General features: G+C 60.6%; 10 protein-coding genes. 7 read left to right on the top strand and 3 right to left on the bottom strand.

Features of this window, described 5'->3' with window-relative positions; all coding sequences use genetic code 11:
• Positions 1–27 precede the first annotated feature (27 nt).
• Complete coding sequence (locus tag HMPREF7215_RS07720; protein ID WP_009165228.1) at positions 28–672, bottom strand: thiamine diphosphokinase; 645 nt, start codon at positions 670–672, stop codon at positions 28–30.
• Entirely contained in the window at positions 665–2,716 is a 2,052-nt protein-coding gene (locus tag HMPREF7215_RS12465) for a lytic transglycosylase domain-containing protein (protein ID WP_009165227.1), read from the bottom strand. Before HMPREF7215_RS12465 ends, HMPREF7215_RS07720 begins: the two co-directional genes overlap by 8 nt.
• Positions 2,717–2,863: 147 nt before the next feature.
• On the opposite strand from HMPREF7215_RS12465, the gene HMPREF7215_RS07710 reads away from it, so the two are divergent.
• The 5 genes from HMPREF7215_RS07710 to HMPREF7215_RS07690 all read left to right on the top strand — a co-directional run bounded on the left by HMPREF7215_RS07710 (position 2,864) and on the right by HMPREF7215_RS07690 (position 8,030).
• Entirely contained in the window at positions 2,864–4,057 is a 1,194-nt protein-coding gene (locus HMPREF7215_RS07710) for an HD domain-containing protein (protein ID WP_009165225.1), read from the top strand.
• Between the two features lie 31 nt (positions 4,058–4,088).
• Positions 4,089–4,565 carry a NanQ anomerase/TabA/YiaL family protein gene (locus tag HMPREF7215_RS07705; RefSeq protein ID WP_009165224.1) on the top strand — a complete coding sequence of 159 codons (477 nt, stop codon included), beginning with the start codon at positions 4,089–4,091 and terminating at the stop codon, positions 4,563–4,565.
• A gap of 524 nt (positions 4,566–5,089) precedes the next feature.
• Complete coding sequence (locus tag HMPREF7215_RS07700; RefSeq protein WP_009165222.1) at positions 5,090–5,434, top strand: helix-turn-helix domain-containing protein; 345 nt, start codon at positions 5,090–5,092, stop codon at positions 5,432–5,434.
• Between the two features lie 232 nt (positions 5,435–5,666).
• Complete coding sequence (locus tag HMPREF7215_RS07695; protein WP_009165221.1) at positions 5,667–7,103, top strand: porin; 1,437 nt, start codon at positions 5,667–5,669, stop codon at positions 7,101–7,103.
• A gap of 339 nt (positions 7,104–7,442) precedes the next feature.
• Complete coding sequence (locus tag HMPREF7215_RS07690) at positions 7,443–8,030, top strand: TetR/AcrR family transcriptional regulator (protein WP_009165220.1); 588 nt, start codon at positions 7,443–7,445, stop codon at positions 8,028–8,030.
• A 255-nt stretch (positions 8,031–8,285) separates the two neighbouring features.
• On the opposite strand, the gene HMPREF7215_RS13935 is transcribed toward HMPREF7215_RS07690, so the two are convergent.
• Positions 8,286–10,592 (bottom strand): mechanosensitive ion channel domain-containing protein, encoded by a 2,307-nt coding sequence (locus HMPREF7215_RS13935; RefSeq protein WP_009165219.1) that lies wholly within the window; start codon positions 10,590–10,592, stop codon positions 8,286–8,288.
• A 202-nt stretch (positions 10,593–10,794) separates the two neighbouring features.
• Between HMPREF7215_RS13935 and HMPREF7215_RS07680 the strand changes: the two genes are divergently transcribed.
• Complete coding sequence (locus HMPREF7215_RS07680) at positions 10,795–11,937, top strand: DUF362 domain-containing protein (protein WP_050768894.1); 1,143 nt, start codon at positions 10,795–10,797, stop codon at positions 11,935–11,937.
• Positions 11,938–12,123: 186 nt separating this feature from the next.
• Positions 12,124–12,337: hypothetical protein (locus tag HMPREF7215_RS07675; RefSeq protein WP_040550915.1), on the top strand; the 214-nt coding region annotated here is incomplete at its 3' end.

The raw sequence follows: 12,337 nt of genomic DNA, 5'->3' as shown, positions 1-12,337 counted from the left end.
GAAATTATAGTTCCTGCGGCGCCCGCGTCAAGTGCGCAGCGCTTCTTCCAGGCGGCCGTCCTGCCACAGGACGACGAGCGTGCCGCGGGCGACGGCGACGGAGCTTTCCCGGCCGGTGAATTCGTTGCTGACGCCGAGAGCGACGGAACTTTCCAGCGCGGCGTCCGTCAGTTCGTATTTGAGGCCCCGCAGCGTGACGCCGCAGGCCGGTTCGCTCAGGCAGAACAGCGAGAGGTAACCGCGGTGCGCGGCGCTGAAGCGCAGCTCGCCGTCGGTCAGCGCCGTGGCGATCTCGTTTTTTCCGATCAGAAAACCGCGCGCGCCGCGACGCGAGAGATACATCAGCGTCTGCAAGTTGGCGAGCGTATGCGCCAATCGTCCGCCGAGGCCGCCCAGCAGCGCGAAGCGCTTGTAGCCGCGTCCCAGGCCTTCCTTGACGGCGAGCGTCATGTCGGTGTCGTCCTTGACGGGATTGCAGCGCACGACGTTGCGGTGTTCGGGCACATAGCCCAGCGAGTCGAAATCGCCCAGCGCCATGTCGATCGGCGCGCCGAGGCGGCGCAGCGCTTCATAGCCGCCGTCGGCGGCGATCACGTAATCGCCGGGCAGGGGCGCGAAAGCGGGGGCGTAAAACTCGCCGGCCCCCGCGACCCAGCAGACGTTCTCATTCATGGACGGGCGGCGCCTGATCGCCGGCCGCCGCTTTTTGGACGGCGGCGCGCTTTGCTTTTTCCGCGGCGTAGAAGTCGCCGTAGAGCTTTTTGTACACTTCGTAGTTGCCGAGGACTTTTTTGACGTAATCGTTGGTCTCGCGGAAGGGGACGCTTTCCATCCAGGCGTCCTGCTCCCAGTCGCCGCGTTCGGCGTTCCATTTGTTCACGTTACCGCCGCCGGCGTTGTAGGCCGATACGGCCCAGTCGAGGCGCTCGAAACGGGCGATCAGGCCGCCGATGTGCGAGGTCCCCATGGCGATGTTGTCGGCAGGCTTGTAGGAACTGTACTTTTTCAGGCCGATCTTTTTGGCTTCCGCGGCGGCCGTGGCCGGCATGAGCTGCATCAGCCCGGCCGCGCCCACCCAGCTGGTGGCGCGGGGGTCGAACGAGCTTTCCTGCTTCATGATCGACCAGACCAGGAGCGGATCGACGCCGAACTTTTCGGCCTGCGCTTCGACGGCGGCGCGATAGGGGCGCGGGTAGACGAGCTCCAGCAGGGGGCGGGGAATCTCGCGCCCTTTCAGTTTGCTCTCGATGGCGCCGTGCAGGTCGGCGTACGCCTGCCCCTCGAGGCCGAGCCAGCGGGCCAGCTGAGAGCGGCGCATCCGGCTGGGCAGGTCGTTTTTGCCGGTCAGCAGCATGCGGGCGTGGGTCATGAAGCCCCAGCGTTCCAGCTCGCTCGCGGGCGCGGGGGCGAGGTCCTTCGGCAGCGGCGCGTCGGCGATTTTGAGCGAGCCGCCGTCGAAGGCCATAAAGCTGTAGATGCTCAGGGCGTGATCGTCTCCCAGTTCTTTTTCGCATTTTTCCGCTTCGGCGCCGCGGTTCAGATCGTTCAGCGCTCTGACGCTCCAGTAAAGCAGGCGGGCGGCGCTCAGGTCGCCGGGCTGGGCGGCCGGGCGCTTCCAAATTTTCAGCGCCGTCTCGTAGTCTTTGCGGCGGAAGGCATCCCAGCCTTTGCCCCAGAGCAGCGCGTTCGCGCGTGTCCCGCTGGGGAAGCGTTTGATGTAGTCGTCGCGGGCTTCTTCGGCTTTGCTCCAGCGGCTGGTGGCCAGCGAGTAGAGCGCCGACGCGGCGCGGAACGGGTCTTCGTCGCCGGCGGCTTTGAGCATGACGGCCAGAGCCACTTTTTCCGCCGCGCCGCCGATCATCAGCGACAGGCGCGAGAGCGAGCGGGCCACGTAATCGCCGTCTTTTTTGAAGACGAGTTTCTCGAAAAGCGGCGCCGCCAGCTGCGGCTTCCCCAAGCGCTGATAGCACATGGCCAGGTAGTAGGCCCCCGACTCGCCGTAAGCGCCGCCCCATTTGAGCTGGCTCAGGTGCTTGACGCCGTCCTGGTAGCGGTTGGCGAGGTAGGCGGCGTAGCCGAGGCGGTAGCTGCGCTGCAGCGACGAAGGCGCTTTTTCGGCGATCCTGAGCGCCGCGGCGTTGCGCGGCTCCAATTTGAGCAGGCGCAGCGCGTCGGCGGACTTCATGCGGCCGAGCTGCGCCAGCTCGCCCAGCATCTCCGCTCCCTGATCGTCGCTGCCGGTCGCGTCGGCCATGCGGCGCAGCCATTTTTCCTTTTCGTCGACGTTCTCGGTGAGACGGAAGAGCAGATACATGGCGTAGTAGCGCGCCAGCCGCGGCGTGGATTTTGCCTTGTAGAGCTCCAGCCCGGCTTGATAGGCCTCATGGGGCCGTTCGGTGCGTTCCAGCGCGAGCGCTTTGAGCAGGCTCGCATAGGGGGCGACGCTTCTGGGATAGCGGCTGCCGATCTGTTCCATCAGTTCCAGAGCGTCGCCCCAGCGCGACTGGTACCAGAGCGCGTTCGCCGCCAACGACAGGGCGCGGGGCGAGAGCTTTTCCCGCTGTTCGAGCAACGTTTCGACGGACTTCCAGTTGCGGGCCAAAAAGAATTTCTCCGCCGCCTGCTCCGCGGCGGAAACCGGCGGCTCGGCGGCCGCCGTCAGCGGCAGGACTGCGAGCACCAGAAACGCCAGAAGCGTCCGAATGATTTTTTTCATGGTCAAACCTCCTGTTCGCCCTCGGAAAGAGAGCGCGGTTTCGAAGATCCTTTATTATAATACATGAAGACGGGGCGGGCTGTCATAAAACGGCGCCATCCATTATAATCGGTGCGGAATCCCCGCTGAAGGAGGGACGAACGTTTCATGATTTCAAAAGGCCTGATGGAATTGATTTTTTCCGCATCGAGCATCGAGCGTTGGAACGACCATCCGCGCACGGCCCAGTTCACCGAGATCGACAAGCAGGCGCACAAGGCGATGATCGCCTATTTCATCGCCCGCGCCGAGGAGGACCGCGGCCGCGCCGTCGATTGGAACCGGCTCATCGCCAACGGCGCGTTCAGCTTTTTGCACCGCGTGCTCGTCACCGACATCAAGCCGCCCGTCTTCCACCGCCTCATGCAGGACCGTGCGCAGCAGCGTCAGCTCAACGATTGGGTCTACGCCCAGCTCGAGCCGCTGTTGTCGCCGCTCGATTATCCGCTGTGCGAGCAGTGCCGCGCCTATCTCGGCTCGGAGCCCGACAGCCTCGAAGACCGCATCCTCGGCGCCGCACACTATATCGCCACGCGCTGGGAGTTCGGCTTCATCTACTATTGGAGCAAGCCGCTGTACGGCATCGAAAAAACGCGCGAAGAGATCATGGGCGAGATCGAAAAATACCGCGATCTGGCCGCGGTGAGCGACATCCTTTCGTCGGAGGGCGGCGCCTTCAACGACCTGATCAGCCTCGTCGGGCAGCTGCAGTTCCAGAAACGCTGGGCGCAGATCCAGCGCCTGCCGCCCACGTCGGTGCTCGGCCATCTGCTCGTGGTCGCGCTGCTGAGCTGGCTCATCTCGCTCGAAATCGGCGCGGGCGCGCGGCGGCGGCGCAACGACTTTTACGGCGGCCTCTTCCACGACCTGCCCGAGGTGCTGACGCGCGACATCATTTCGCCCGTGAAGCGCTCCGTCAAGGGGCTCGACGAGCTGGTCAAAAAGCTGGAACGCCGCGGCGTCGAAGAGAACCTGTTCCCGTTGTTGCCGCCGGCGTGGCGCGACGACGTGCTCTACATGGTCATGGACGAGTTCGAAAACCGCGTCCGCACGAACGGCCGCGTGCGCATCATCGGCCGCGACCTCGCCGGCGCCGAGGGGCGCGACGAGATGGACCCCGTCGACGGCCGCGTCATCGAAGTTTGCGACAAGCTGTCGGCCTACATCGAAGCGCGCGAATCGATCCGCATCGGCGTGCGCCCCGCGGCGCTCGAAGAAGCGTCCATGCGCCTGTACGATTCTTTCGCCTCGCGCCGGGTGGCCGGCTACGAGGTGAAGGCGCTTTTCGACAGTTTCAAATAAACGGCGTTTTTATCCGAAGGAGAGGGAGTCTATGATTTACGCGCATATCGACGACGCGGGGAATTACGGCGGCCTCGGCGAGGTCTTCGCCTGGGCCGTGCGCCAGCTGGCCCGCGCCGATCTGAAAGATTTGCCGGCCGGCAGGACGGAGCTGATCCCCGGCAAGGCGTGGTTTTCCATCGACGAGCCGGAGACGAAGCCGCTCGAGCAGGCGCTTTTCGAGGCGCACCGCGAGTTCGTGGACGTGCAGATGACGATCGCCGGAGACGAACTGATCGGCTGCGCGCCGCTGGGCCGGGTGACGCCGCTTGGGGAGTACGACGAAAAGCGCGACATCCAGTTCTTCCGCGGCGAAGGGCTGGTGCTGGACTGCACGGGCGGCATGTTCGCCGTCTTCTTCCCCGAAGACGCCCATCGTCCCTGCGTGGCGCCGGGGACGCCGCGGCGGATCCGCAAGATCGTGGCGAAGATCCACCGCTCGCTGATCCCTCACGGGGAATTGCCGTAGCGTATGACCATCCGGAGTGGCGAAACGAAGGACAAAAGAGCGCGGGATGCCGACGAATCAGGATTCGTCGGCATCCCGCGCTCTTTTGTCCCCTGCGGAGCGAGTCCCTTGAGCTTGGAGTACGGCACCGGGCCTTGCGCCTGACGCTGATTTTCAATCGAAAAGCGCCATTGAAAATGCCGCGCCGGCGCCCGTGCCGCAAAAAGCGCGCGGCGACGCCTTTGCCCGGTCGGACAGTTCCCGCCGTTTAAAAATCATTAAATTCTATACAGCTTTTTAGAAGTGAACAAAAAATGGTCACTTTCAATTACTGACATTGAGAAAAGACGCGGGTTTCGTAAAATGTTTTCAGAAAGCCTTGAGAGTTCTGTTTTGTGAACGGCGAGGCTGAGCGCCGGTTCGCAGAGGGACCGGTGCGGCTTTCGGGCACGAAGGCCGCGCGTCGGACGAAATTCCACAGCGATTCTGGAAAGAAATTTTCGGTCTTTTGCAAGCCTTTCCCGATGAGCCGAGGAGGAATTTCCATGAGCGGGGTAAAACAGACGAGCAAAGAGCAGCGACTGGAGATCGTGAACTATTGCATTGATCACGGCGCCGACTACCTTCAAGCCATTCGCAAGTACGGCGTCAGTTATGGTCAGGTATATTCTTGGGTCAGCAAGTTCCGCAAATACGGCGAGCGCGGTCTCGACGATCTTCGCGGAACGGGGCGCAGCCATAAGGAAAGCCCGCCCATGGGCGAGCTGGAACGCTTGAAAGTGGAAAACCGCTGTCTGAAGGCCAGCATCAGAAACTTGAAAGCCGAACGCCGCATGCTGAAAAAGCACGTGAAATATCTCGAACGAAAAGAGACTTCCAGCTGCGAGTAGGACTGCGTTCAGGGAAATCATGGAAAAGGATGGTTTCCTGCACGATAGAGAACACGGTTTCACGGTCCGGGGAAGACTCGGAGGAACGAGACGGAAAAGAGCGAAGAGGAATGAGGAAACGAGGCCACTCCTTCCGAAAGCTTTTTGCGAACTCTTTCCTGACGGTCCGTTCTCGGCCGGGAAGAGACGCCATAAGGCGTCGCCAATCATTCGTTTCAGGAGGAGATTTTTTATGAGTATGAAGAAAATGCTCGCCGTAGTGGCCGCCGCGTCGCTGGCGGCCGTAGCCGCGCCCGCGTTCGCCGCGAATCCGTTCAGCGACGTGCCGATGAACCACTGGGCGTACGACGCCGTGGAGCAGCTGAGCGCGAAGGGCATCCTGGAAGGTTATCCGAACGGCACGTTCAAGGGCAACCGCGCCATGACCCGCTACGAGATCGCGACGATGGTGGCGCGCATGATGGCTACGGGCGGCCTGAGCGGCGAAGACCTGGAGAAACTCAAGGCGCTGGTGGTGGAGTTCCAGCCCGAGCTGGAAGCGCTGGGCGTGAAAGTGGACGGCTTCGACAGCCGCCTCTCCGCGCTTGAGAAGGGCCTCGGCGGCCTGAGGATCTGGGGGCAGCTGCGCTTCGACTATCACGGTTGGGATAACGACGGCGGTTCCGGCGTGATGGACGACGGCTTCCAGTACAACCGTGCCCGTCTGTTCATGCACAAGGATCTGTCTGACGGCGTGAGCTTTGAAATGCGTTGGCACGACGATAAGATCGACCGCTACTGGGTCACCGTCAAGGATCTGTTCGGCGCCGAAGGGCTGACTGCCAAGCTGGGCGCTTTCGCCAACGACTGGGAAAACGAAGACGGCCTGCATGTGACCACGCCGATGTGGGATGACGAATCCAACTTCTTCGATACCACGATCCGCGGCGCCGATCTGAAGTACAACCGTGGCGGCCTCACCGTCGAGGGCTTTGCCGCCAGCAACGTCGGAGCGGGCGATAAGGGCGTTTACACCGACAACGTCGGCGACGAAGTTTACGGAGCCCGCCTGAAGTACGAGAGCGAACGTTTCTTCGTCAGCGCCAACGGCTATTGGTTCAACGGCGACGGCACGGGGGACGCCAAGGACCTGAATATGGATGCTTATTGGTTCGGACTCGGTTTCAACTTCGGCCAGGGACTGAAGCTCAGCGGCGCTTACTTCATGGAAGATATCGACGACGCTGTTGACGATGATCCCAAGGCCTGGAAGGTCATCCTCGACGTCAGCCAGGACGTGCTGAAATTCACCGACCTGCGCGCCGAGTACATGCAGTATGACAAGGGCTGGATCTATCAGAACGGCGCCGCTCCCTTCACGCTGAACACCAATTTCGACATCAACAAAATCAGCGGCTCTTCGCCCATCGCCGAAGATCTTGAAGTCTGGAAGGTTTCCGCTGTCCAGATGTGGGGCGCGAAATTCAGCACGTACGAGCGTTATGGAAAGTACGATATGGACGACTACGGAGACGCCAAGGAGTGGACCGTCGGCGTTGGTTATCAGTACAGCCCGAACCTGGCCTTCTATCTTGACTACACCGATTTCGACGGCCGCATGAACGGCACTACGGTTGATCCGACGTACGATAACAATCTGGTCCGTTTCCGCACATTCCTGAACTTCTAAACTGAATCAACGAGCTTTCTTACTGTGTTCCGCGAGGCGGAATGCGGTAAAGGAAAGAAGGCGGCCCGAAACGGGCCGCCTTCTTTGTTCCACGGAAAGCAGGAAATATTTTCAGGGATCGTTTTTTATCAGGAAAGAGCGAGCGAATTTCGTGGAGAGTTCCGAAAAAAGTTAACTGTAGTTTTTACGGATGACATAAACCGGTCTTCAGACAGTACAATAGATTTTATTGAGTTCGTGCCACGGTACAAGACCTTCTGCAGGGAGAGAGAGCCGCTACTGAGCGCTTCGAAACGGGGCAGCGGAGACTGCTCATGGCAAGTGAGCGGAGGTGCAGCCATGATTAATTACACAGAGAAAGCGATTCACGATACGTTCGTGCAGATCCTTAAGGAGACCAATTACGGCAAGCTTACGGTGAAGAACATTACCGATCGCTGCGAGATCAGCCGCAACACCTTTTATTATTACTACGACAGCATTCAATCGCTGATGGAAGCGGTACTGAAGGAATGGCTGGCGCCTGTCGGCGAGGACCGCGAACTAAACGGCCTGTACGACAGCGTGGCGTCGCTGGTGAGCAATTGTTTGGCCCATCGCAGAGAGATTCTGCGGATTTTTCACTCGGTCTACAAGACGATCCTGATGCGGGATATTGAGACGTTTGTGAAGCACGGTGCCGCGCGATTCGTACGGGAAAAGCAGCAGAACCATCCCTTTTATGAAAAGGATCGCACAACGCTGGTTTCATTCTATGAGCATGTATTGATGGGATTTTTTATGTACTGGTTGCACGATGGCATGAACTCTGATATTCGTTCCTTCACGTCGGTGCTGGACGTGTTTTTTTCGCCGCGCGCCGCTTCGGAAGGAGCGAATGAATCTGAACCGTCGCCGAAAAGCTCGAGCGGCGGGGATAATGGATAAGGAAAATAAGGCAGGCATGAACGGACACACCCCTGCTTGTGATGCCATTTCTTGATAATAAAGAATCAACAGAGCTCGCGGGGCGCTCCGGGGGAGTCCAGCCGCTCGAACATACTGGACCGCTCCGCGGTCTGCGCAACTCGCTTTGCGGCTCTCCCTCGGAGTGCCGCAAGAGTCAGCCTTTCAATTAAGAAATAGCATGATATAAAAATGCAGACAGTCCCGGGGCTCTGATGGACTGTCTGCATTTTTGTGTTAAAGATTCTGCGACTGTAATGTTCGCTGTTTTTCGCCGGCGCTGGAAATGCTCACGTCCATGTGCGGGTAGGCCATGCGCAACCCTTCCTGCGCGAAGACTTCCTGGATGGCCTCGCGGAGTTCGCTGCTGACTTTCATGCCGCTGGCGATCTTCTGGTTGACCCAGAAGTAAAGCGAGAAGTTGAGCTCACTGTCGCCGAAATCGGCGAAATAGACCCACGGAGCGGGATTCTTGAGGATCTTGGGGTTGGCGTCGGCGATGCGCAGGACCACGTCCTTGACTTTCTTCGCCGGCGTGCCGTACTCGACGCCGAAATCGACGCTGACCCGCAGCAGCGCGTCGGACAGGCTCCAGTTGATGAGCTGGTTGTCGAGCAGCTGGCTGTTGGGGACGACGACTTCCTTTTCGTCGAACGTGCGGATCAGTGTGGAGCGCACGCCCAGGTCGGTGACGGTGCCGGAGACGCCGGCCACTTCGATGACGTCGCCGATGCGGAAGGGGCGGTTGAGCGTCAGCAGGATGCCGCCCATGAGGTTCTTGAACATGTTCTGAGCGCCGAAACCGATGGCGATGGCGACGGCGCCGCCGAGGAACGCGAAGGCCGTCAGCGGGATGCCGACGATGTGCAGCGCCGTCAGGAAGATGGCGATGCCGGCGAGGTAGAACACGAAACGGTCGAAGGTGCGGCGGCTGGTCTCGTCGAACTTGAAATATTTGCCCACGACCCACGAGAACATGTGCACCAGTTTGCGGGCCCCCCACGTGCCGAAGACGATGATGGCGAGCGCGATCAGAAATTCCTTGAGGCGCACGGCGTAGCCGCCGCTCTGCCACAGTTCGGTGTTCAGCAGCGTGGCGGCGTGCGTTTTCCAGAAGGCGTGGATCTTGTCGAAGGTGGACACGGTCTTGTAGGTCTCCTGCAGTTCGCCGACGAAAGCGCGTTCCTGCGCGGACAGCGAGATGACGGCGGCGGTGTAACTGAGGCAGCTGTCGATAGAGGCCTGCACGGCGGAGCTGTATTTTTTCAGCCCCGGCAGATATTTGGCCTCGGTCATTTCGCTGTCGAGCATCTTGCTGATAGCGGACTGGCGGCTCTGCAGCGAGAGCAGATCCTTCTGTACGTCGAGCAGGTTGTTTTCGAGGGTTTTGATTTCGGCGTTCATGTTTTTGACGACGGCGGGAATGGTCGTTTCGTCGACGGCGCCACGGCCCAGGTCGTAGCGCAGAGTCCACAGGCGCTTGCGCTCGGCGTAGAGCACCAGCGTCTCCTGAAGCTGTTCGAGCTGCAGGCGGTAGCGGTCGCGCTCGGCGGTGCGATAGCTCATTTCCAGTTGGGCGGCGCCTTTGTCTTTGTCGTCGGCGACGGCGGCGTATCTCATCTCGGCGGTCTCGGCGGCGGCTTCCGCCTGTTTGAGCTGGCGGTTCAAGGCCGGACGCGAGTCTTCCAGCTTTTTGATCTCGGCGTTCAGCGCGGCGATCTGGGCGGCGAAACCCTCCGCGCTCAGGTCGAGGTTCTCGCGGATATATTTTTGCAGATAGCCGCGGCGCTGATACTGCAGCTCGTATTTCGCGAGGGCGGTAGCGGCGCGTTCTTTTTCGAAACCGTCGAGAATCAGCTGGGTCCGGGCGCTTTCCAGCAGATACGCGGCGCCCTGAAGCTGCCAGGAAGTTTTCTGATTCTGGTCTTTCTGGTAGTTGTCGCGGGCAAGACGCCACGACGCTTCGCGCTCCTCGACGAGCTTTTGCGAGGCCGCGGCGTACGAGTCGAAACGCGCCAGACTTTCTTTGGCGTCGTCGATTTGTTTGCGGATATCGTCGAGGTTGCCGATGTAGGAATCGTAGTAGCTGAGCTTGTAAGGCGGTTTGTCGTTCAGCGACAGTTCGGGCGAACTGGTGTCGCCCTTCTGTCGGGCCAGATCGGCGTCGTCCTGCTTTTTGCGGCTGATGGCGTTGATGATGCGCGGGTAAGCGTTTTTGAGCAGCGTCAGGGTCTCAATGCGGCGGGTGACGTCTTCGGCGGTGACGCCGAAACGGGCGGCGGCTTCGTCGGTGGTGAGGTGTTCCCATTCGGCGAAAAGCCGTTCGACCTCGGCGAGGCGCTTGTTGCAGGCTTCCGCATCGGCGGCGGAAGGGACGTAGGGCTGGGGGATTTCGTCTTTGGCGGCGGTCTGGTCGGCGGACGCCGCCCCTTCGGCGGGCTCCGCGCCGCCGGTGACGACCGACAGCGCGTCGACGGCTCCGGCCGGCCGGACGAAAGCGCACGCGAACAAAAGCGCGGCGGCGAACGGGAAGATTTTTTTCATCGGCAACACTCCTTGAATCCTGATAGGTCTCATTGAGAAATTATAAGCCAATATGTCCGAGAATGCGAATCGGTAAAATCGCCTATTTTAAGTGCCCGCTTGACTTGGAGTTCGCTTCATGTGGTAAACTTTCGTCGAACAGCCGCGGGAGGTTCCGGGGGGAGCCGTTCCGGTGAAAAAATTCGCAGGGGGGATTTTCACAATGGGAAATAAAAAGTCGATCGTCTGGTTCGCGCCCTTTACGTCCGGCGTCAGCAAGGTGGACGTGCTGAAAAAGGCCGTCGAGGCCGTGGATTTCAAAAAGACCGTCGCCAAGGACGCGCTCACGGCCGTAAAGTTGCACTTTGGCGAGAAAGGCAACGACACCTATCTGCGCCCCATCTTTATCCGCGCCGTCGTGGACGAGGTCAAGAAGTGCGGCGGCAAGCCGTTTCTCGTCGACAGCAACACGCTCTACGTGGGCAGCCGCAAGAATTCCGTCGATCACCTGATCACCGCCATCGAGAACGGCTTCGGCTACGAAGTCACCGGAGCGCCGCTGATCATCGCCGACGGCCTGAAGAGCAACGATTTCCGCGAGGTGGAGATCGACGGCCAGTACTTCCAAAAGGTCGAAGTCTCGTCCGCCGTCGCCGAAGCCGACGCGCTCATCGTCGTCTCGCACTTCAAGGGACATGTGGCGGCCGGCTACGGCGGCACGATCAAGAACCTCGCCATGGGCTGCGCGCCGGCCCGCGGCAAAAAGGCCCAGCACGCCGTCCATCTCGAAGTCGACGAGGAAAAGTGCATCGGCTGCGGACGCTGCTTCCGCAACTGCCCCGGGCACGCCATCACGATGGAGAAGGACGCCGCCGGCAAAACGACGTCGCATATCCACGCCGAACCGTGTTTGGGATGCTGCGAGTGCATGACCGTCTGTCCCACCCAGGCCGTCGGCATGATCTGGACGGCCGACGAGGACAAGTCGAGCTTCAACTGCCGCATGGCCGAGTACGCCTGGGGCGCGATCAAAGACAAAACACGCCCGCTGTTCATCAACGTCATGATGGACATCACGCCGCTGTGCGACTGCTGCGGCTGGAGCGACACTCCCATCGTCCCCAACATCGGCATCGCCGCCAGCACCGATCCCGTGGCGCTTGACAAAGCCTGCTACGACATGGTCATGGCCGCTTCGGGGTCGGCTGTGGAAGAACATCATTTCCACGAAGGCGACGACAAGTTCCAGCTTCTTCATCCGGCCGCCGCGCCGCACGCCCAGTTCGAGCACGGCGCGAAGATCGGCATGGGCTCGTTGGACTACGAGCTGAGGACGATCCACATCGAAGAAGGCGAAGGCGAATAGAGCCCGCCGCGAAAAAAACGATACGAAAAAAGCCGGCGATCGGAGCGACCGCCGGCTTTTTTCGTATCGTGCGCCCCGCGTGGAACGCGGCTCGCCGTATCTGTTTTATTAAAAAGTGCCTTTCATTTTTCTTTTTGCAAAAACGCCGCAAAGCTGGTAAAGTGAGCGCGAAGGGACGGGGAGGGCATGGAAGAAAAACGTCGGGGCACGTTGAGGCGGGTGATCCGTCTGGCGCTGCCGGCTGTTTTCGAAAACGTGATGTTCACGCTGGTGAATATCGTCGACGTGGCCATGGTCGGTTCGCTGGGGGCCGTGGCGACGGCGGCCGCGGCGCTGAACGCGCAGCCGATGTGGCTGGCCTACGCGGTGACGATGATCGCCGCCGGCGGCGCCTCCGTGC

Source organism: Pyramidobacter piscolens W5455 (genome assembly GCF_000177335.1).
Taxonomy (GTDB): Bacteria; Synergistota; Synergistia; order Synergistales; family Dethiosulfovibrionaceae; genus Pyramidobacter; species Pyramidobacter piscolens.
The sequence above is the reverse complement of the archived record's forward strand: the minus strand, read 5'-3'. Positions and strand labels throughout refer to the sequence as shown.

What these genes read in the sequence shown, in the direction of transcription:
- HMPREF7215_RS07700 (WP_009165222.1), top strand. Translation starts at nt 5,090, where the DNA reads ATGAGCGGGGTAAAACAGACGAGCAAAGAGCAGCGACTGGAGATCGTG.
- HMPREF7215_RS07720 (WP_009165228.1), bottom strand. Translation starts at nt 672, where the DNA reads ATGAATGAGAACGTCTGCTGGGTCGCGGGGGCCGGCGAGTTTTACGCC.
- HMPREF7215_RS07695 (WP_009165221.1), top strand. Translation starts at nt 5,667, where the DNA reads ATGAGTATGAAGAAAATGCTCGCCGTAGTGGCCGCCGCGTCGCTGGCG.
- HMPREF7215_RS07690 (WP_009165220.1), top strand. Translation starts at nt 7,443, where the DNA reads ATGATTAATTACACAGAGAAAGCGATTCACGATACGTTCGTGCAGATC.
- HMPREF7215_RS07705 (WP_009165224.1), top strand. Translation starts at nt 4,089, where the DNA reads ATGATTTACGCGCATATCGACGACGCGGGGAATTACGGCGGCCTCGGC.
- HMPREF7215_RS12465 (WP_009165227.1), bottom strand. Translation starts at nt 2,716, where the DNA reads ATGAAAAAAATCATTCGGACGCTTCTGGCGTTTCTGGTGCTCGCAGTC.
- HMPREF7215_RS13935 (WP_009165219.1), bottom strand. Translation starts at nt 10,592, where the DNA reads ATGAAAAAAATCTTCCCGTTCGCCGCCGCGCTTTTGTTCGCGTGCGCT.
- HMPREF7215_RS07680 (WP_050768894.1), top strand. Translation starts at nt 10,795, where the DNA reads ATGGGAAATAAAAAGTCGATCGTCTGGTTCGCGCCCTTTACGTCCGGC.
- HMPREF7215_RS07710 (WP_009165225.1), top strand. Translation starts at nt 2,864, where the DNA reads ATGATTTCAAAAGGCCTGATGGAATTGATTTTTTCCGCATCGAGCATC.